Here is a 19,301-nt window from a genome sequence, read left to right as displayed (position 1 = left end):
TTTTGCTGCATAAGATTTACTCTTTTCTGTAAACCTTTTTCAGGACGGGACACTCGGCAAAACCGACGAGGAAATAACGCTGACGCGCCTTGCCCTACTGAAAGACCTTGCCAACAAGCGCGCCGAACATTTCAAAGCGGCGCAGCAGCTCTATAAAAAGGACAGCGAGGAATACAAAGCATCACAAGACGCCAAGAAAAAAGCGGACGAAGACTACCGATCAGCGCTGAACGATACAGCGAACCACCTGCGCAGCCTCGCATCCGCCTATAACGACGCGGCGTTAAAAAAGAAACTGGGTGCGGTCAAATACGCGACGCAACAAGCCAACGAGGAATTCAAGAATCAGCGCAAACTACTCGTCGAATTGGTGTATGCAGGTAAGGTAGCCAGCAGCGAAGCGAAAGATATTCTTGCGAGCCTCGAAGCCGCACGCGACAAGACAATAAAGGAAGCCTACAAAGAAGCCGCAGAAAAGCAGAAACAGGCCCTTGCGACCGAACTTGCCGCCGTGCGCGCAGCGACCGACGCCAAAGTCGCCTTGATGAAAGAGGGCATCAGCAAGCAGTTGACGCAGGAAGAGGTCGCATACCGCCGTCGGGTCGCCGATCTGAAAAAACGCCTCGAAACCGAAAAGGGGTTGACGAAAAAGGCAAAGGCAGCAATTCAGCAGCAAATCGAGCTGGCCGAACAGCAGCACGTCTTGAACGTCGAGAAGATCAACCGCGCGGGCCTCGACAAGAAAATCCGGCAAGAGCAGCAGAATATCGCCCTGCGGCTGGCCGCCGTCAAACAAGGAACCGACGCTGAATATACGCTGAAAGTCGAACAGTTACGGAAACAGCAGGAAGCCGAACTTGCCAACATCGAACTGACCGAGCAGCAAAAGGTTCTCATCCGGGAGAAATACAACAAGCAACTGGACGACCTTTCGAACCAATGGATAAACGCCAACCTGCAAAAACAGAACGACGCTCTACGGCTCGAATGGGAGAACCGAATCAACGCCGCCGCCGTACAGGGGCAAAACACCCTGCAATTACAGTTGCAGATGCGGCAAGCGGAACTCGACGCCTTGCAACAGATGGAGGGCGAAAGCGACGCCGCATTCAAGGCCCGACAGCTCGCCGCGCAACAGGCATACGTCGACGCAAAACGAGCCGTCAACGACTACGAGATACAAATCGAACAAGCAAAGTTGGAAGCACTCGCCGCAGTTACGAACGGTTTGTCTGGTTTACTCGAAGAACTGGGTGAAGATAATAAGGCTTTTGCCGTTTTGAGCAAAACACTTGCATTGGCCGAGATCGCCATCAACACCGGAAAGGCTATCGCAGCGGGTACGGCGCAGGCTCAAAGCGTCCCATTCCCCGGCAACCTTATCGCAATCGCTACGACTGTTGCAACGATCATGGCGAATATCACGTCGGCGATTAAGACTGTCAAATCGGCAAAATTCTCGACTGGAGGTTATGTGTCCGGGCCGGGAACGTCGACAAGCGACAGTATACCCGCCATGCTGTCGGACGGCGAATCGGTAAACGCAGCCTTGCCGACGTCTATGTTTGCCCCGATCTACTCGGCGCTGAACCAGCTCGGAGGCGGTGCGCCGATAGTCGCCGCACAGTCGAGCAATCAGATAGCAGGCGAAGATATGCTTGCCCGCGCATTCGCAAAGGGAGTTTCGCAACTCGACATGCGCGTCGGAGTGGATGAAATAACCCGCGTATCTGACCGGGTGAAAGTAGTCGAATCATTAGGCGATTTGTAGTTATGAAAGTACACGAAATTTTGCAACAGAACACCGATCTGCTCCGGGCGCTCGCTCGCGCAGGCGCGGCTATCGAGGATGTCCGCTATATCCCCTTGTGGAACGACTACGAACGGCTTCGCCGTGACGGGTTCAAAGTAGCGTATATCGTCGCGTACCTGTGCGACACCTACGAGGTCAGCGAACGCACCGTCTATCGCATTATCCGACGATTCGGCCGCGACGTCAATACGAGCCGCTGACACGGCGTGTCAGTTGATTGTGCCTCAAAGCGTGTATTTATTACACGCTTTTTATTTAGCTTTGTTTCGTAAAATCAAATCTATGGCAACTCTCAAACTCTACAATCCGATTCTTTCCGAAGCGACAAAAGAATGCTACTGGTTCTGCGACGAGGCCGGAACGAGTTTCAAGGACGTGGACGAATTCATCAACGGCATCCCGGCAGGCGACGATAATATCGAATTACTATTGCACTGCGACGGCGGCGAGGTAAGCGAGGGCTGGGCCATCGTCGACAAGCTGCGGAGCACGGGCAAGAAGATAACCGCGACCATCGAGGGGAATTGCGCGTCGATGGCTACCGTCGTTTTGCTGGCCGCTTCCGAACGCCGAGCATACCCGCACGCCTCGTTGCTCATTCACAAGCCCTACTATCCCGAATACACGCTGGCCGACGCGTACCGTGCCGATGATCTCGAATCGCTGGCCGCCTCGTTACGGGACGACGAACAGAAAATGCTCGATTTCTACGTCGAGCGAACCGGAGCAGATCGCGCGGAACTCGAAGCGCTTATGAACGAAGACAAGTTTATCGGGATGGAGCGAGCAAAGGAACTCGGATTCATCCAGACGATCATTCCCGCAGCGTCGGCATCGGCAGGCGGCCCGAACAGCGCGAAATCGGCTGCGTGGAAGCAGCAAAATTCAATAACCAACAATCAAAATTCTATGGCAACAAAAACCACGAAAAGCGAAGACAAAAGCGTGCTTCGCAAAGCCCTCGCAGCGCTGGCCGTTGCGCTGGGACTGGAAGCCCCGCAGCCCGTCAATTACGAGCTGAACACCGAATCGGGCGACACGATCACGATTGACAAGCCGGACGGCGAAGATCCCGCCGTCGGCGACAGCGCATCGCCGGACGGAGAGCACAAGATGCCCGACGGCAAGACAATCGTCATCGAAGACGGTAAAATCACGGAAATCCGCGACGCCGAAGACGAGGGCGACGGAGGGGGCGATGGTGGCGACGGCAGCGGAAACGACCCCGATTCCGATGCGCTGGCGGCGGCTAACGCACGTATCGCCGAACTCGAAACCGAACTTGCGGACGCCCGCAAGAACGCAAAAACGACCGACGAGAAACGCATCTTGAATCTCGTCGCCATTGCGGGCGGCGAAGCATGGCTTGTCAAGGCCAAGTCCGACTACAAGCCCGCCGCACGTCAAACCACGACCACAGCCGCAGGAGAAGGCAAGAAGAACGCCGCGAAACCGCAGTCGCGCGTTCAGCAACGCATCGCCGAACTCGAAGCAGCACATCAGAAAACGGAGTAAATCACAAACAACACCAATCAATTATGGCAAGTACAGGACTTAATTTTTCGAATCTGACCCCCGATAACGGGGCGATTAAAGACCTCAAACGTCTGATCTTCCTTGCGGTCACCGACCCCGAATCGCTCGGAAAGATTTTCAATTTCCTGCCGAAACAGAAGCACGGCGAAAAGGTCGGTTTCATCGGCGAATTCGGCATGGTCGGCAAAGCCTCACAGGGCTGTAATCCGACGTTCGGAACCAGCGTCCTTGCGACGAGCGAAAAAGAGTGGGACATCCGCGAATGGGAGGTTGCCGAAAAAATCTGCTACAAGGATTTGGAGGGCACAGTCGCACAGGTCGCCATGCGTACCAAGACGAACATCGCCGACCTCACGGGTACGGAATATACCGACTATATCCTCGCGCCCCGGCTCGAACTCGCCATCCGCAAGATGCTGATGCGTTACGCATGGTTCGGCGACAAGGCAGCCGATACGGTCACAGACGGCGGCAACCTGCTCGATTCCATCGACCCGGCGTATTTTACCCTCGTCGACGGTTTCTGGAAGCGTCTGTTTACGCTGGCCGCCGCAACGCCCGACCGTCGCACCACATGCGCAGCCAACGCCGCCGCGACGTTCGCCGAGCAGAAAGCCGCCATGCGTCAGAATTATGCTGCCGTCGATTTCCTCGACGCACTTATCTCCGACGCCTCGACGGTTCTGCGGCAGGCCAACGGCCAGCTCATCTACATCACGCAAGCGCTGAAAGACGCGCTGGACGCTGACCTCAAACGAAACAACAAAGGTTCGGAATTGCAGTGGACGGCGCTGTTCGACGGCATCACGGAAACGAACTACAACGGTGTGCAAATGCTCGCCATCCCGTTCCTCGACGAGATCATCAAAGGCTGCGAAACCGTCAGCGGCGGCAAGGCGTGGAACAAGCCTTATCGCGCGCTCTACACGATCAAAGACGACCTGCTCGTCGGTATGGAGAGCGAAAGCGAAGTCGCCGACATTCAGGTATGGTTCAACAAGGACGAGCAGATGAACAAAATTCTGTCGAAAGACAAGATCGGAACGCTGATCGCCGACGATAACCTCGTGCAGGTAGGTTTCTAACCCTCAAAACTCGATTACACTATGAATTGCGATAGCTTCATCAAGGCGAAAATCGAAAAGAACTGCGCGGAACCGATCGCGCGAGGCGTCGAGCGTACCGCGTGGATCGGAAACCGGGCGCAGCTCGACATCGCCAATCTTGAATTTGTCGAGGGTTCGACGAATCAAGTGCTGAATCTGCCGCTTATCAAAGGCGCGCAGTTGTACCCGATCGTTCAGTACGGCACGAAGCCGTTCGAGGGGCTGAAAACCGACCTCGACGGCAGCGGCAAGCTGGGCGGCACGGCTTCGACCGAATTTCCTTTCATCGTGCCCGACAACAGCCCGGCGGTTTGTGAGAATATCATCGACCCGCTGCTCGACGGAGAGTTTTTCGTCATTTGGCAGAACAGGCACAAAAACCTGCGGGCCACGAATGAGGCGGAACGCGGGGCGTCGGCCTACCAAATCGCCGGACTTTTCAATGGCCTTACGCTGTCGGCCGGGTCGTGCGAGAAATACAGCGACGACACCCTATCGGGCTGGGCTATTACGCTCAAAGAGGAGAAAGCGCCCCGTTCGGCGATGTTCCTCAACGCGGGTTCGCTTGCAGCCACCGAGGCGCTCATCAAAACGATGCTCACCCCCTCCGATGCGGAGTAATACACTATGACCGTCGACGAGGTAAAAATCCTGCTTTCGGACTTGAATAGGGGTTACAATACCCCCTATTCGAGCGCCGAACAGGCGACTATCGAAAGACTTTATTACGAGGTCTTGGGAAAGCATTTGAACGGCTGTCGATGTCCCGACAAGTGGCACGACGCCGTGCTCGAAATCAACTCGTACATCAAAAAACACGGAAAAATGAAAGAGAAATCGAATTACAAACTGCGTGCAGGGGTTATTCTGCAAATCGCAGGGTCTTCGGAAATTTACACGAACGACAATCTGACCGACGAGGTGGCCGCGGCGTTCCTCAAAGAGCACCCGAACGCCGCCGGGCGTTTCGAGGTTATCCCTACGGCGGAAAAGGATGCCGAAGCACCGAAAGCTGGCGGGGAATCATCGGAACTCGAAGCGGCACACAACCGTATCGCCATCCTCGAATCCGAGAAAGTGGAACTTGAAAGCCGTTGCGCCGCATTGCAGGCCCGAATCGACGCCGCGGCGGCCACCGAAACGGCGGCCACTGACGACGAGAAGCCCGGCAGCGATGACACCGGAGCCGAAAGCGCTGACGAAGCCGACGAGCGGCCCGCCGGGAACAACGGCAATACTGCCGATGACGCTATCCGACAGGCTATCGCCGCCGAACTCGTGGCCGGGAAGTCGAAAACGGCCATCAAGCAGGAGTTGGCGGGCAAGGAGATCGGCGGCGTGAAGCTCACACACCGCCTTATTTCCGACTACATCGAGAAGATCACCGCAGAGGAGTAACCACCCATGAACGTAAAGCACACAAAGAAGCCCGAAACGCGTGTAGACGTTAAATACCTGTCGTCGTTGGGTATCAAAACCTACGGCGACAATAACCTATACCCGCAAACGGTGCGCGATATTGTCGATTCGTCGCCCACAGGTCGCACCTGTGTCGAGCGGCGTTCGACATATATCGAGGGAAACGGCCTCGCATCGCAAGCGTTGGCCGAAACCGTGTGCGACACGCGAGGGAATACGGTAGACGACGTTCATCACTTGTGCGCCGACGATGTAGCCTACCAAGACGGCCTTGCCCTACACGTCAATTACAATATTCTCGGACAGATCGTGTCGATGGCGCACGTTCCGTTCGAGAATTGCCGCCTTGAAGAGGAGGACGACGACGGCGTTATAAGCCATATCGTCGTACACCCCGATTGGCGGGGTAAAAAGACGCGCGGCGGCAAAGCCGTAAAGGTAACCATCGAAACAATCGAGGTGTTCCCGGTCTTCAATCCGTCGCCCGATGTCGTGCAGTTGCAGATACAGGCCGCAGGCGGTATCGAATTCTACAAGGGTCAGATTCTCTACATTTCACGTGCCGGGCGAAATGCCTATCCCCTGCCGTTGGTCGACGTCGTATTGACCGACATGTCGACGGACGAGGGGCTTTCGAACGTCAACAACCGAAACGTCCGAAACAATTTCCTAACGGCGGGTATGCTCATTACGAAGCGCGGACAAGGTAGCAGCACGGTCGACGGCGACAAAGACGGCGCATCGTCCGACGACGGATTTACGGAAGAATTCGAAAAGCTGCAAGGCGATACGAATTCGCTTAAAATCATGCAGGTTGAGATTGAAACCGACGAGGATAAGCCCGAATTCGTACCGTTCAAGACGAACAACTACGACAAGGAGTTTACAGCCACAACGAAAGCCGTAACCGATAACATCTATGCGGCGCTCAACCAAGAAACATTCGGAAGATTACGCAGCGGCAGTATCGGGTTCACAGGCGACCTTGCGAACGACGTGAAGCGCGAATACTGCGAGCAGGTAGCGAAGCAGCAACGGATGTTATCGCGTGCGTATCGGGCTATTTTCAGCCATTGGGAACCGAACACGATTCCGTACACCGGAGCGGGCGATGCTGCCATCGAACCGCTCGTAAAATCTATTGCCAACGATGCGACATCTGATTGAACCGTGCGACGTCGATAAATACGCCCGCCCCTGCGACATGGACGACGAGATTATCGCCCGCGCCATCGAAGAGGCCGAATTGCTCGACATCAAACCGAAGCTGGGCGACGAACTGTTCATGCGGCTACTTACGCACGTGCAATTCGCCGTACTCCTTAATGGCGGCGAGTACACCGACGAATGCAGGAACCAGCGGCATTTCGTCGGTCTGCGGCGGACGCTGGCATACTACGTTTGGGCGCGCCTCGTCAAAACGAGTGTAAACCATTTGACACGCTTCGGCTTCGTGCAGAAGCGCGACGAATATTCACAGGCGACCGAATACCGCGAGCGGCAAACGGCGTACAACGACGCTTTCGCCATCGCTGACGGTTATATGAAAGAGTGCCTTGCCTACATCCAAGCAAAGCCGGAAATTTTCGCTGATTATACGCTCAAGGGGAAAGTCAAGGCCAATCGAACGAAATTCAAAATTTTAGGCAATTAACTATGTATGACATCAAATTAGGGCAGGGATGCGGCATCAAAGCCACGATGTTGACTCCGGCAGGCGGCGTCTGCGATCTGCGCCGGGCACGCTATATCGCAGCGTCACTCGTACTGCCGTCCGGTGCGACCATGAACTGCGAGGACATCGCGTTTAACGAGGTCACGAACGGCGTCTATGTCCGCCTGCTCGGAACCCGCGAACTGACTACCACAGGGCAATACGGCATCGTCTTCAACGTCAAACTGGAAGACAAGACGATGTATTCGACGCCCGTTGTGTGGTTCGCAGAGGTCAAAGAGGACGCCCCGACGGGCTATCACGAACTGACGCTATCGCTGTCGCTTACCGTCGTAAATTTCCCGGATAATGTTTCCTATACAGGAGCGTCGCCAAAAATCAGCGACAAAAATACGTGGCTGGTCTACGACGATGATCTCAACGCGTATGTCGACACGGGTATCGAGGTCGGATATGCGAACCTGCTGTCACGCTACGACGGTAAGTTTGCCGAAATCGTTGTCCCGTGTACCGAGGCAACCAACGCGGCCGCAGCGGCTACGGTCGCTGCAAACAACGCAGCCGCAGTAGCCAATAGTGCAGCAGGAAGCGCATCGGCGGCGACAGCCGCAGCGAATACAGCCGCAGGCAAGGCCAACACCGCAACGACGGCGGCAAATAACGCAGCAACGGCGGCCAACACGGCCACGGGCAAAGCAAACGAGGCGGCGACAGCAGCAAATAATGCAGCGGAATCCGCACAGCGCGTCGTCGACACCTACGACGACGTTATCAATACGCTCGCGCACTCCGACTGCACCCTCGACGAGCGGGTCGAGGCACTCGAAAAGGCGCTTATAGCCGTCTTGTCGGGTGCTGTCGTGATTCCCAAATTGCAGATCAAGGAATTGAACGTATGGGGCAATAACAGCCTTGCCCTCGTCGGCGACAGCGCACCGACGAAAGCCCCGGACAGAGCCGGGCAGTTCTACATCGACAAGACCGCCCGCGCGCTCTATTTCTCAACGGGTAACGCGGCCGTGTCAGACTGGAAAATTCAATAATGCAAACGGAATATGGCACAGGTTAACAAATACGCAGATCGGGCTGCTTATACGGCCGACGCGAAACGTCTTTCAACGAAATCGGCCGTTTCGTTCATCGAAAATGAAACGACAACGATTTACGACGGTGTGAATACCGTCGTCGGAAAATCGGCTGCCGCCATCGGCGATCTCGCCGTTTTCGATAAAACGGACGGGGTTATCAAATACATCAAAAGCGCAACGATTGCCAAGGCGCAGATTCCAGCAAACCTTGTACCGCTGGCCGTCGTCTATGCGCGACAAGGTGAACAGCTATTGATCGTATCGCTCGACCATGTTTCGGGCAGCATCCGCTGGGCACATACCTACGAGGTTGCATTGTCGGGTTTCGATCTCGCTGCGGGCGGCACAATCGTGTTGAAGCTCGGTTCCGACCCTGCCGCCGCAGAGGTGTCGATAGCGTATACCGCAGGCGCAACGCTCGCGGATGTTGCATCGGCTATCAACGCGAAACTCAAAGGTGGGACACCCAATTACTCCTCGACGGATTATGGGGGATGGGCGGCGACTGCGGCGGACAATTTCGTCGTGATGGGTTCGAACACGTATAACGCCTCCCGTGCGGCGATTGCCGTTGTTGGCGGTTGTCAGATCGCAAGGACACCGGAAGACATTAACTACCAAACAACGTTGACGGGGGTGTTGATCGAGGGGTCAACCGAATATGTCCGCCGCAACAACGGCGTTAATTCGTCGTTTGCGGGCTGTAATCCCGAAAAATTCCTGCAATACTATTCGGCCAACGGAAGCGATACCACAGGAATCAAACCCGGAAGCAGCACCATAATTCGGGAAAGCGCCTTTACGGAAGAGGCCAACCCGGAACTGGTCGCCGCCTATCCGACCTACCGGGATTATCTGTTCGGAGAACATTTGCTGCAATATCCCGCAGCCTACGGCGCGCTGCTTCGTGATGGCAAGGCCAACACGCACCTGATCGGCGGTCTGCGGTTCGTCGACATCCACGGCGAAAGCGTTCCCCGTTATCCGGCCGCTGCGGCCGCTCTCGACTACGGCGTCACGGTCGAGGGCGCAACTACCGGACTGGAAGCGGGCGCATGGTGGCTGCCGTCCGTCGATGAAGTCTACCTGCTCATGCACGACCGCGTGCTAACGTCCGCCGACCGGGAAAGCGACCCTGTAAACCGCACGCTGTCGCGCCTCGGTAAGACGACCTGCTACGGATCGGGTTATTATCCGTGGACATCGTGCGAGTACAATTCCTACGGCGCGTTCGTCTACGGCGGCAGCACGGGCGGCGTGAACAGCAACTTCAAGTATGGCACGTTCGCCGTGCGTCCGGTTTCCGCTTTGTAAAAACAGTTTTCAGTTTTTAATTCCCGCGCCGCATCGCGTCGGCGTGCGGCGCGGGTTCGCAAGTTAGACCTATGGCAAAGAAATTATCTATCCTCGACAAAACGTTCCAACTGGCGTTGCTCCTGCATCGCCGGACAGCGGAATTCAATCGCAAATACAAATTCACTATCGGCGACCGCATCGACGTTGTGGCAGAGGAAGCGCAGGAAATGATACTGCGGGCGAATCATCAAACCGACCCGAAACGGGCCGCACAAATCATCTACGATTTCGTCCTGCGTATTGACACCCTGTCGCTAAAACTGCGGATGGCCGTTGCGCTGGGTCTGATGAGTGACGACGCAAAAGCACAATGCGATATGCTTATCGCAAAGATTAAAGACGAGGCGAGGGGTTGGCGAAACTATTTTCTGCGTGGCGAGGGTGTCGTCGGCAAGAGCAACGGGCCGTCGGCAGAGAGCCTATAATTATTATTTTGAAAAGGGTTTGCATACTATCATTCATAGTTATACCGACAATGCAAAAAACTGGCGAGTACAATTCCAACAACGCGTTCATCTACAACGGCAACACGGGCAACGTGAACAACAACAACAAGTATAACACGAACGCCGTGCGTCCGGTTTCCGAATTTCAAGGTAATGTAGACCCTTTCGCCTCGTTCTATAAATCAATGCGGGCGGCATATCGCCTATGCTTAAAAAACAAAGCGCATACCGCTAACGCGATACGCTTTTGGCTTGATGAAGAAAGCGAGCTTGTCGCGCTCGCCCGCGAGGTGTTCAACTGCGAATATGTCCCGCGGCAATCCATCGCATTTATCGTTACGAAACCATGCCTGCGCGAAGTGGTAGCCGCCGATTTCCGCGACCGAATCGTGCAGCACTATATCGTCATGCGCCTCGAAGCTCTTTTCGAGGAATGCGGAACACTCGACGATAACATGTTCAGTTGCCGCGTCGGGAAAGGCAACCTTGCGGCCATACAGGCCCTACAACAGCAGATATTCCACCAGTCGAAAGGTTATACCACCGACTGTTATGTGGCAAAATTCGACCTGCAATCATTCTTTATGAGCATCGACAAACGCCGTCTTTACGACGAGTTGGTCGCATTGGTCGCCAAGCGCTACGAGGGATGGGATAAGGATACGCTGTTGTATCTTATCCGCGTCGTTACGCTGCATAATCCGCAGGACAACGCCGTGCGGAAAACTCCACTTTGCGATTGGGCTGACCTGCCGCGCTCGAAGAGCCTCTACAATGTCGATTGGTTCCTCGGTTTAGCCATCGGGAACCTCACGTCGCAATCCGACGCGAATTTCTACAACGCACCCGCGATGCGGTGGATGCGCTCCGTTGGCCTCGCTCCTGTGAACTACGTCGATGATTTCGCATTCGTCGTCCGGGATAAGGCATCGTTTCTTACGGCCATGCCTTATATTCGAAACTATTTCGCCGCAGAACGGGGACTGACGATGCACCCGCGGAAATTCTACCTGCAACACTACTCGAAAGGCATCAAGTTTTTAGGTGCGGTTATCAAATACAACCGCGTCTACACGAACAACCAAACCGTCGCACGGTGTTTCGGAAAGATTCACTACTACAACGAAGCGTGCCGACACAGTAGCCGCCGCAAGGCCCGGCATGTCGAGAAGCTGGCGACAATCCTAAACTCCTATTTGGGGTTGATGCGGCATTTCGATACGTTCAACATTCGTAAACGCATCGCCGCAGAGGTCGGAACCGTATGGTGCGACTATATCCGTTTCGACGACGACATCACGACGGCAACGGTCGTCAAACATTTCCGGCAACGGGAAATCTGCAAATACAACGTCCGCAAACAACGCAGACGCGATTTATTCACACTCAAAAACTTACTCAACGATGGAAACACAGCAGCAAATTAACGAATTACAGTCGCGCCAGTTGGAACTGCGCGCGATCATGGCATCGTCGGACGAACGGGCCGCGAAATGCTTCAAAAACGGAACGTCGTTTCGTGAAACATACCCCGACGATTTCGCCCGATACGAGGCCGCAAACGCCGAATACAACCGAAACGAACAGACGCTGGCCAAACTCGAAGCGACGCGAGAAGCGGAACGAGCCGAGGAAGAGCAGGCGCATAATATCGACGCCGTATGAACCTATTGACCGAACAATCGACAATGGCCGAAACCATCGTGCAAAACTCGACGACAGCAATATTGACGTCGATTTTCTATCAAGCTCTTGCGGATTCGATCATTTGGTTGGTCGTTGCGGCTGTGGTTATCGTCTGCGATCTCTTTTTCGGCTGCGAAGCGGCCCGAAAAAGGGGTGAGCGTGTGCGCATTTCGCGGGCGGTTCGCCGCACAGTCAACAAAATGTGCGAATACCTGTGCTGGGTCATGCTCGGCCTTACTATTTCGATAGGATTTGCCGCCGACTGGCTGAAATACCTGATTTTCGCCATCATTTACGGTAATGAACTATCGTCGTGCTTGTCTAACTATTTTGCAGCAAAAGGCAAGCGGATAACATTTAACGTCTTTTCGTTGCTGGGGCGACGGCTCGGTATCGACGAACTCGAACAATGCCACATCGAGGAAGATGACCGGAATAATAAAAACACAGCCAACAAAGACGATAGCATAACTTATTAAAACCACGGCAATTATGGCAGATGCGCAAAAACTCGTTCCGTTCATCCTATCGTGGGAAGGCGGATATGTGAACGACCCCGACGATGTGGGCGGAGCAACCAACAAAGGAATAACGATTGCAACGTGGCGGCTGCACGGATGCGATAACGACGGCGACGGCGACATTGATGCCGACGACCTGCGAATCATAACGAACGAGCAATGGATGGAGATTTTCAAATGTCAGTATTGGGATAGGTGGAAGGCCGACGAGATCGAAAATCAGTCCATCGCAAATATCGTTGTCGATTGGGTGTGGGCGTCGGGCGTCCACGGCATCAAACAGGTACAAAAAATCCTCGGCGTCGAGGTCGATGGCATCGTCGGCCGCAAAACACTCGCCGCACTTAACAGCCGCCCCGCAGACCCGCTGTTCCATCAGATACAAGCGGCACGCATCGCGTTCGTCGAAAATATCGTCCGACGAAAGCCATCCCAACGGAAATTCCTGCGGGGATGGAAGAATCGCATTTTAGCAATTAAATTCGAACCATGAAACGTGTAATCCTTTTACTTGCGATTGGCTGCTTGTGTTGCGCGTGTGCATCCACGCGCAACACCTCGCGTTCATCCGCGCAGGAGCGCGTCGAAGAGCAAGCCGAATCGGAGCGGCAAATCTCAACGCAGGAGCAGGCGGAGGAGCAGCGCGACGTCGTAACGATTTCGAAAACCACGACGGAAACGAAATCGACGACAACCATCTACGATACGAGCAGCCCCGCTGCCGACAGCTTGGGAATCCCGCCGCCCCAGCAGACGACCACAACGGAAACGAAAACCACAAACACGACGGCAACCGTCGATAAATCCGTTATTCGTCAGATCGTCGACGAGCAATTACGCGAAGCCGCCAACGAACAAACCACGACGAACAAACAGGAAGACACAGGCACGGAAGAGATCAAAGAGGATTCGACACCGAAGAACCTGCGTTGGCTCGGCATCATTGCAATCTGCGCAACCGTCATCATGGGATGTTTTTTCGTACTCCGTTTTGTCGGTCGAAAATAATTTGTACCTTTGCACCGATGTCGTTTTACGGCATCGTGCGTTGTGCGGGTGTTGCTTCGGCGACCCCGCATTTTTGCAAAAGTTGTCAGATTGTTGTCAAATATTTTTCGGCTCAATTCGCAATTTGCTGAATATATGGCTTGTAGAATAGATAAATACAAGGTTTCCTAACCTAAATTCGCGTTCGAGTCGCGGTGGGGCTACAAGAAAGGAGGAATCAATATCCCTCCTTTTTTTGTGCCCCTGAACCCATGCAGCCCCCCAAACCACCCTTTGAAAAGGGAGACTTCCGCACATCCATGCCGGGTAAAAAGCGAGAAAAGCTTATTTCTCCTTTTCTTGTGGAATTTTACCTATCTTTGCTCCCGTAAAATCACGATTATGGAATCGCTTAAAGAGTTATACAGGATCGGCAGCGGCCCGTCGAGCAGCCACACGATGGGTCCCAAGCGGGCCGCCGAACGGTTTGCGGAACGCTGCCGCGACGTCGACGCCTACCGCGTGACCCTCTACGGATCGCTGGCCGCCACGGGCAAGGGCCACCTGACGGACGTGGCGATCCTTTCGGTGCTCGAACCGGCCGCCCCGACCCGGATCGTCTGGAAACCGGAGGTCGTGCTCCCCTTCCACCCCAACGGCATGCTGTTCGAAGGGCTGAAAGGCGACGAAGTCGTCGATTCCTGGACCATTTACAGCGTCGGCGGCGGGGCGCTGGCCAACGAGGCCTCGCGCCTCGAAACGCCCCGGAGCATCTACCCGCTGTCGACCATTTCGGAGATCAAGGAGTGGTGCTACCACGAGGGCAAGACCTTCTGGGAGTATGTGAGCGACTGCGAAGGTCCCGAAATCTGGGACTACCTCGACACGGTCTGGGAGACGATGTGCGCAACCATCCAGCGCGGCCTGAACAACGACGGCGTGCTGCCCGGAGGGCTGAAGGTCGCCCGCAAGGCCTCGACCTACTGGGTCAAGTCGAAAAGCTACACCGACTCGCTCTCCTCGCGGGCCAAAATCTACGCCTACGCGCTGGCCACCTCCGAGGAAAACGCCTCGGGCGGCACGGTCGTGACAGCCCCCACGTGCGGGTCGAGCGGCGTCATGCCCGCCGTGCTCTACCACCTCTCCACCTCGCGCAACTTCCTGCGCATCCGCATCCTGCGGGCGCTGGCCACCGCCGGACTTTTCGGCAACGTCGCCAAGACCAACTCCTCCATTTCGGGCGCCGAGGTCGGCTGCCAGGGCGAGGTCGGCGTGGCGTGCGCCATGGCTGCCGCCGCCGCGTGCCAGCTCTTCGGCGGAACCCCTTCGCAGATCGAATACGCCGCCGAGATGGGTCTCGAACACCACCTGGGCCTCACATGCGACCCCGTGTGCGGACTGGTGCAGGTCCCCTGCATCGAGCGCAACGCCATCGCCGCAGCCCGGGCCTTCGACGCCAACGCCTACGCCACGCTCTCCGACGGCTCGCACATGGTGAGCTTCGACAAGGTCGTGGAGGTGATGAACGAAACGGGCCACGCCCTTCCGAGCCTCTACCGCGAAACCTCCGAAGGGGGCCTTGCCAAACGCTTCAAACGATAAGGTTTCGGGCGCGCCGGAAGCATCCTTCCGGGCGTGTGACGATTTTTCCCTGTAAACGGATAAATTTTCCCCGTCGGACAACCTCCGGCGGGTTAATTTTGTTATCAGCAAACGTCAACCTAAAACCACAATACGTATGAGACGATTCTTACTCCTTCTGCTGGTCCTCCCGCTGCTCGCCGGAGCGTGCGGCGACGACGCCACCGAAGACACCCCCGATCCGCCCGCAACGACGCTGCCGGCCGGGACCAGGGACGATCCTTTCGGCGTGGGAAAGTCCGTCACCGTCAGCGGACTGCCCGACAAACTGCTGATCGGCCTGGCGGCCAACAGCGGCGACAGCAAGAAGACCTCGGAAGCCGTCTTCAGCGATGTGAAAATCAACGGTCAGACGGTCGCCTTCGAATAAGCGGCCGATCCGTCCCAATGAAAAAGCCGCACCCTTTCGGGAGCGGGATTAAAAGGGCATAACGACCTGATTTATCGGATCATTACATTTTTGTATAGGGATAATAGGTAACGAAAAGGCAACGGTTTATTTTCAGCGTCTTGCGCTCAAATACCGCATTTCAAATAACCGATTACAAAATACAAAAAAAATGCGGATTTGACAAATTTGCTAAAAGGGCAGCATTCTAACGCATGGATATTCCATTTTCTCAAGCATACAAGGTTCTTGTTGGAAGAAATAGAACAAGAAGTTATCATTAGTGTCAAAACACAAGATGCTTGAACAGTTTTATGTGTCAGTTATGATGAAGGAAATTCAACCGAATAATCATCGCAATAAAAACAATCATTCACTTATTTTCTTCCTCTCAAAGAAGGGTTCGGGCAATATGATTTTATCTCTATTGCAGCATTCTCGCTCTGTCAACAAACAATGAAATTGATCATTGAACGCTTGAATCGTACCCTTGTCGTGGCAACGTACAGTCATCGGGGCCTTTCGTCCGAAGATAAATTGAGGTTGTTCAGCATCAAAAAACCAAACACCTTCCCAGTTTACTACTGTTCTGAAATACAGCCTAAACCCCCTCTTCGCCTGATCTCATACATCATCATCGATTAGGAAAATATCTTCCACCGAATATAACTGGGAAAGAAAACATTGATTTCATCGAGTTGCAACAAGCTGAATCCGCTGACTGCTGCTATTCAGCATAAAATTATCGTAATTATCTTTGTCGAGCGGAGAAAGATAACCGTTTATTTTCGCAACAAGTCCCATCTGGTCGCGCCGGTAATAACAAGTGTCGGTACTATTGTGTTCTCTTAACCCGGAAGGGCATCCAGATCGACGAAAAAGCTATACTATTGATTTACAGCTAGCAGGAATCGGATAAATTAGTTCTTCGCCACTTGCGAGCGTGAAGGTGATTGTAGAGTTCAGAAGATGTCTAAAACTCGAATGCATGGGTCCAGACATCAAAGATAGGGGTATTCCTCAAGTTGAGCCGCTTGAAGATCAGGAGCTGCTGGCATATACTACGAGAAAAGAAGCAGAGTGAGATAATGCAAATACTCGGTCAAAGCACGGGTAACATTACCAGCCAGAGAACATATATACACAGGGAACTCGGGGCTGACAGCCTCCGACAACCTATACCTTTGTCTGCGGGAGTAGATGAAGCCCGAGGCAGAGCCTGAAGAGGCAGAAATGGAGGTGCTGAAACTGAAGTTAAAATCGAGAATTCGACGACGTTATGATTTCGAGTATCGAATAATATTTACGGGTTCAGACGCGACCGGATTATCTTTTCACCCGCACCTCGTACAGATCGCTGCGGCGATCCTTGAGGTTGCGGACGCTGCCGTAGGTGTGCAGCTCGTTCAACAGGTTCAGGTTAATGTCCGAAATAAGGATCATCTCCGTATTGGGCGTCGCCTCCGCACGCCGTCCGTCCGTCGGAAAAGCGAAATCGCAGGGCGTGAAGACTCCGGAGCGCGCATACTGAATGTCCATGTTGTGCACCTTGGGCAGGTTGCCCACACTGCCTGCGATCACCACGAAACATTCGTTCTCGATGGCGCGGGCATGGGCGCAGACTTGCACGCGCGAATAGGCATTCTGCGTATCCGTGAGGAACGGCACGAAGAGAATCTGCATCCCCTCGGAGGCCATAATGCGTGAAAGTTCCGGAAACTCAACGTCGTAGCAGATCAATACGCCGATCTTCGCGCAGTCCGTCTCGAACGTGCGGATCGTCTTGCCGCCACTCAATCCCCAGCACTTCATCTCGTCGGGCGTAACGTGCAATTTTTCATACATTTCGTAAGTTCCGTCACGGCGGCAGAGGAACCCCACGTTGTAAAGCTGCCCGTCGTCTTTGATCTGGGGCATGCTGCCCGTGATGATATTGATGTTGAACTTAATGGCCAATGCGATAAACCGGTCCCGGATTTCATCCGTATATTGCGCCAGCCCGCGAATGGCCTCCGATTCGCTGACATCGTTGAACCGCGCCATAAGCGGAGCGTTGAAATATTCGGGAAAAAGAACGAAATCGCTCTGATAGCCGCTCACGGAATCGACGAAAAACTCCACCTGTTCGAACAGGTCGTCAAGGGTCTTGTAGCTGCGCATTTGCCACTGTACGATGCCTACGCGCACCGTGGTTTTGGGCAGGATGTACTCCTCGGTCGGAGCCTGATAATAGATGTTGTCCCACTGAAGCAGGCAGGCGTAGTGGCGCGACTCCTCGTCGTTGGGCAGATAGTTGCGCATTACTTTACGGACATGGAAATCGTTCGAGAGCTGGAACAACAGCACAGGATCGACAATTTCACGTTGGCGCACTTTGTCTATATATTCCTTGGGGCGCATCTGTTCCGCATACTTATGGTAGTTGGGCAGACGGCCCCCGAACATGATGGCTTTCAAGTTGAGTTTTTCGCACAGTTCCTTGCGGTATTCGTACATGCGCCGCGCCAGACGCAGTCCCCGGTAGTCGGGATGGATGAAGACCTCGATGCCGTAGAGGATGTTACCCTTGCGGGTGTGGGTGTCGAATGTTTCATTCCCCGTAACCTGGGCGTAGGTGTGGTCGTTCTTCACGTCATCGTAATTCACAATGATCGAAAGCGCGCAGCCTACGATCTTGCCGTCCACGACTACGACGATCTGCCCCTCCGGGAAGATGCGAATCAGTTTGTCGATTTGCTTCGGCGTCCAAAAAACGTCGCTTCCATCGGCATAGACGCGGGTAAAGGAACTGGCCAGTTGGTCGTAATCCTCTTTCTGAAGATTGCGAATTTCTACTTTATTGATTTCTAACGTTTCCATAAACACATGGGTTGAAAAAACGTACAAAGATACTCTTTAACTTCCGAAAACGCCAGAGAGAGGAAAATATAAGAAGAGCGGCACTCGAAATTCACACCGCTCTCCTCTCTGCCGGTGCCGCAGACTTTATCACCCCGAATTAAGAATCGTAAGTTGCGGAAACGGGAACGAAATACCCTCCTCGTTGAAGGTGGCGTAAATTGTAAGTTTCTTCATGGTTAGTATATGGAATTCAGCAGGTCCGTTTTCCCGTCGTTTACAAGTTTGAGGATCAGTTCCCCGAAGAGGGTGTTCTGCCATGCGAACCACGGGCGGGTGAAATTCGCAGCATCGTGGCGCGAGAAGGATTCATGCATGAAGCCCGTCCCGGCATCGGTGGTCATCAGGGCGACGATGCAATCGCGGATCTCGGCGTCGTCCTCCGACGTGAAGGCCCGCATCATGATGCTCATGGGCCAGATCATCTCCACGCCGATATGGGGTCCTCCGATGCCCTCTCCGGCAGCTCCGCGCCAGAAATAGGGATTTTCCGTGCTCCACACGAACCGGCGCGTGTTTTCGTAAATCGGGTCCGTGCGCTCCACGTCGCCCAGATAGGGCATGGCCAAGAGCGAGGGCACATTGGCGTCGTCCATCAGAAAGCAGCCTCCGAAACCGTCCACCTCGAAGGCGTAGATTTTTCCGAACTCCGGATGCTCGACCACGGCGTATTTTTGCAGGGCCTCTTCCACCTCGTCGGCCAGCGCCGTGCACTCGGCGGCAAGCTCCCGCTCGCCGTTC

Annotated in this window: 20 protein-coding genes; 18 read left to right on the top strand and 2 right to left on the bottom strand. The window is 54.4% G+C overall.

Annotated elements, in window-relative coordinates:
• Positions 1 to 367: 367 nt before the first annotated feature.
• From DWW03_RS15725 to DWW03_RS15640, 18 genes are all read left to right on the top strand, one after another.
• Entirely contained in the window at positions 368 to 1,771 is a 1,404-nt protein-coding gene (locus tag DWW03_RS15725) for a hypothetical protein (protein ID WP_118407028.1), read from the top strand.
• A gap of 2 nt (positions 1,772 to 1,773) precedes the next feature.
• Positions 1,774 to 2,013 (top strand): hypothetical protein, encoded by a 240-nt coding sequence (locus DWW03_RS15720; protein WP_118407027.1) that lies wholly within the window; start codon positions 1,774 to 1,776, stop codon positions 2,011 to 2,013.
• 82 nt (positions 2,014 to 2,095) lie between these two features.
• Positions 2,096 to 3,328 carry an ATP-dependent Clp protease proteolytic subunit gene (locus DWW03_RS15715; protein WP_118407026.1) on the top strand — a complete coding sequence of 411 codons (1,233 nt, stop codon included), beginning with the start codon at positions 2,096 to 2,098 and terminating at the stop codon, positions 3,326 to 3,328.
• Between the two features lie 23 nt (positions 3,329 to 3,351).
• Positions 3,352 to 4,434 carry a hypothetical protein gene (locus DWW03_RS15710; protein ID WP_118407025.1) on the top strand — a complete coding sequence of 361 codons (1,083 nt, stop codon included), beginning with the start codon at positions 3,352 to 3,354 and terminating at the stop codon, positions 4,432 to 4,434.
• A 21-nt stretch (positions 4,435 to 4,455) separates the two neighbouring features.
• Positions 4,456 to 5,076, top strand: coding sequence for a hypothetical protein (locus DWW03_RS15705; RefSeq protein WP_118407024.1), 621 nt, complete (start codon positions 4,456 to 4,458; stop codon positions 5,074 to 5,076).
• A 6-nt stretch (positions 5,077 to 5,082) separates the two neighbouring features.
• Positions 5,083 to 5,853 (top strand): hypothetical protein, encoded by a 771-nt coding sequence (locus tag DWW03_RS15700; protein WP_118407023.1) that lies wholly within the window; start codon positions 5,083 to 5,085, stop codon positions 5,851 to 5,853.
• Positions 5,854 to 5,859: 6 nt separating this feature from the next.
• The gene (locus tag DWW03_RS15695) at positions 5,860 to 7,041 is read left to right on the top strand and encodes a hypothetical protein (RefSeq protein ID WP_022061450.1); all 1,182 of its coding nucleotides are present in this window, start codon (positions 5,860 to 5,862) and stop codon (positions 7,039 to 7,041) included.
• A complete protein-coding gene (locus tag DWW03_RS15690; RefSeq protein WP_022061451.1) occupies positions 7,025 to 7,528 on the top strand; it encodes a hypothetical protein in 504 nt (167 codons plus the stop codon). The genes DWW03_RS15695 and DWW03_RS15690 overlap by 17 nt, the downstream gene beginning before the upstream one ends.
• 2 nt (positions 7,529 to 7,530) lie before the next feature.
• Positions 7,531 to 8,592 carry a hypothetical protein gene (locus DWW03_RS15685; protein WP_118407022.1) on the top strand — a complete coding sequence of 354 codons (1,062 nt, stop codon included), beginning with the start codon at positions 7,531 to 7,533 and terminating at the stop codon, positions 8,590 to 8,592.
• A 12-nt stretch (positions 8,593 to 8,604) separates the two neighbouring features.
• Complete coding sequence (locus DWW03_RS15680; protein WP_022061453.1) at positions 8,605 to 9,951, top strand: hypothetical protein; 1,347 nt, start codon at positions 8,605 to 8,607, stop codon at positions 9,949 to 9,951.
• Between the two features lie 71 nt (positions 9,952 to 10,022).
• Positions 10,023 to 10,418: a four helix bundle protein gene (locus DWW03_RS15675; RefSeq protein ID WP_118407021.1), complete on the top strand. Its 396-nt coding sequence runs from the start codon at positions 10,023 to 10,025 to the stop codon at positions 10,416 to 10,418.
• Between the two features lie 50 nt (positions 10,419 to 10,468).
• The gene (locus tag DWW03_RS15670; RefSeq protein WP_022061455.1) at positions 10,469 to 11,866 is read left to right on the top strand and encodes a reverse transcriptase domain-containing protein; all 1,398 of its coding nucleotides are present in this window, start codon (positions 10,469 to 10,471) and stop codon (positions 11,864 to 11,866) included.
• Entirely contained in the window at positions 11,844 to 12,104 is a 261-nt protein-coding gene (locus tag DWW03_RS15665) for a hypothetical protein (RefSeq protein WP_022061456.1), read from the top strand. Before DWW03_RS15670 ends, DWW03_RS15665 begins: the two co-directional genes overlap by 23 nt.
• On the top strand, positions 12,101 to 12,604 hold the full coding sequence (locus tag DWW03_RS15660) for a phage holin family protein (RefSeq protein ID WP_118407019.1): 504 nt from the start codon (positions 12,101 to 12,103) through the stop codon (positions 12,602 to 12,604). Before DWW03_RS15665 ends, DWW03_RS15660 begins: the two co-directional genes overlap by 4 nt.
• Positions 12,605 to 12,617: 13 nt before the next feature.
• Complete coding sequence (locus DWW03_RS15655) at positions 12,618 to 13,139, top strand: glycoside hydrolase family 108 protein (RefSeq protein ID WP_022061458.1); 522 nt, start codon at positions 12,618 to 12,620, stop codon at positions 13,137 to 13,139.
• Positions 13,136 to 13,654, top strand: a complete 519-nt coding sequence (locus DWW03_RS15650) for a hypothetical protein (RefSeq protein WP_022061459.1) — start codon at positions 13,136 to 13,138, stop codon at positions 13,652 to 13,654. Before DWW03_RS15655 ends, DWW03_RS15650 begins: the two co-directional genes overlap by 4 nt.
• Positions 13,655 to 14,035: 381 nt before the next feature.
• A complete protein-coding gene (locus tag DWW03_RS15645; RefSeq protein ID WP_022061460.1) occupies positions 14,036 to 15,235 on the top strand; it encodes an L-serine ammonia-lyase, iron-sulfur-dependent, subunit alpha in 1,200 nt (399 codons plus the stop codon).
• A 136-nt stretch (positions 15,236 to 15,371) separates the two neighbouring features.
• Positions 15,372 to 15,644 (top strand): hypothetical protein, encoded by a 273-nt coding sequence (locus DWW03_RS15640; protein ID WP_015547667.1) that lies wholly within the window; start codon positions 15,372 to 15,374, stop codon positions 15,642 to 15,644.
• Between the two features lie 1,344 nt (positions 15,645 to 16,988).
• Here DWW03_RS15640 and DWW03_RS15635 read toward each other — a convergent pair.
• Both DWW03_RS15635 and DWW03_RS15630 read right to left on the bottom strand, forming a co-directional pair.
• Positions 16,989 to 18,521 carry a bifunctional GNAT family N-acetyltransferase/carbon-nitrogen hydrolase family protein gene (locus tag DWW03_RS15635; RefSeq protein WP_022061461.1) on the bottom strand — a complete coding sequence of 511 codons (1,533 nt, stop codon included), beginning with the start codon at positions 18,519 to 18,521 and terminating at the stop codon, positions 16,989 to 16,991.
• Positions 18,522 to 18,739: 218 nt separating this feature from the next.
• Positions 18,740 to 19,301: glycoside hydrolase family 125 protein (locus DWW03_RS15630; RefSeq protein ID WP_118407017.1), on the bottom strand; the 562-nt coding region annotated here is incomplete at its 5' end.

It is taken from the genome of Alistipes sp. AF14-19, assembly GCF_003461645.1.
In the GTDB taxonomy this organism is placed as follows: domain Bacteria; phylum Bacteroidota; class Bacteroidia; order Bacteroidales; family Rikenellaceae; genus Alistipes; species Alistipes shahii.
Note: the sequence above shows the minus strand (reverse complement) of the source record. Positions and strands in the feature narration are given on the sequence as shown.

Coding starts and splice junctions, on each gene's coding strand:
- DWW03_RS15685 (WP_118407022.1), top strand. CDS start 7,531: ATGTATGACATCAAATTAGGGCAGGGATGCGGCATCAAAGCCACGATG.
- DWW03_RS15645 (WP_022061460.1), top strand. CDS start 14,036: ATGGAATCGCTTAAAGAGTTATACAGGATCGGCAGCGGCCCGTCGAGC.
- DWW03_RS15635 (WP_022061461.1), bottom strand. CDS start 18,521: ATGGAAACGTTAGAAATCAATAAAGTAGAAATTCGCAATCTTCAGAAA.
- DWW03_RS15640 (WP_015547667.1), top strand. CDS start 15,372: ATGAGACGATTCTTACTCCTTCTGCTGGTCCTCCCGCTGCTCGCCGGA.
- DWW03_RS15665 (WP_022061456.1), top strand. CDS start 11,844: ATGGAAACACAGCAGCAAATTAACGAATTACAGTCGCGCCAGTTGGAA.
- DWW03_RS15690 (WP_022061451.1), top strand. CDS start 7,025: ATGCGACATCTGATTGAACCGTGCGACGTCGATAAATACGCCCGCCCC.
- DWW03_RS15660 (WP_118407019.1), top strand. CDS start 12,101: ATGAACCTATTGACCGAACAATCGACAATGGCCGAAACCATCGTGCAA.
- DWW03_RS15655 (WP_022061458.1), top strand. CDS start 12,618: ATGGCAGATGCGCAAAAACTCGTTCCGTTCATCCTATCGTGGGAAGGC.
- DWW03_RS15650 (WP_022061459.1), top strand. CDS start 13,136: ATGAAACGTGTAATCCTTTTACTTGCGATTGGCTGCTTGTGTTGCGCG.
- DWW03_RS15670 (WP_022061455.1), top strand. CDS start 10,469: ATGCAAAAAACTGGCGAGTACAATTCCAACAACGCGTTCATCTACAAC.
- DWW03_RS15705 (WP_118407024.1), top strand. CDS start 4,456: ATGAATTGCGATAGCTTCATCAAGGCGAAAATCGAAAAGAACTGCGCG.
- DWW03_RS15680 (WP_022061453.1), top strand. CDS start 8,605: ATGGCACAGGTTAACAAATACGCAGATCGGGCTGCTTATACGGCCGAC.
- DWW03_RS15700 (WP_118407023.1), top strand. CDS start 5,083: ATGACCGTCGACGAGGTAAAAATCCTGCTTTCGGACTTGAATAGGGGT.
- DWW03_RS15695 (WP_022061450.1), top strand. CDS start 5,860: ATGAACGTAAAGCACACAAAGAAGCCCGAAACGCGTGTAGACGTTAAA.
- DWW03_RS15710 (WP_118407025.1), top strand. CDS start 3,352: ATGGCAAGTACAGGACTTAATTTTTCGAATCTGACCCCCGATAACGGG.
- DWW03_RS15720 (WP_118407027.1), top strand. CDS start 1,774: ATGAAAGTACACGAAATTTTGCAACAGAACACCGATCTGCTCCGGGCG.
- DWW03_RS15715 (WP_118407026.1), top strand. CDS start 2,096: ATGGCAACTCTCAAACTCTACAATCCGATTCTTTCCGAAGCGACAAAA.
- DWW03_RS15675 (WP_118407021.1), top strand. CDS start 10,023: ATGGCAAAGAAATTATCTATCCTCGACAAAACGTTCCAACTGGCGTTG.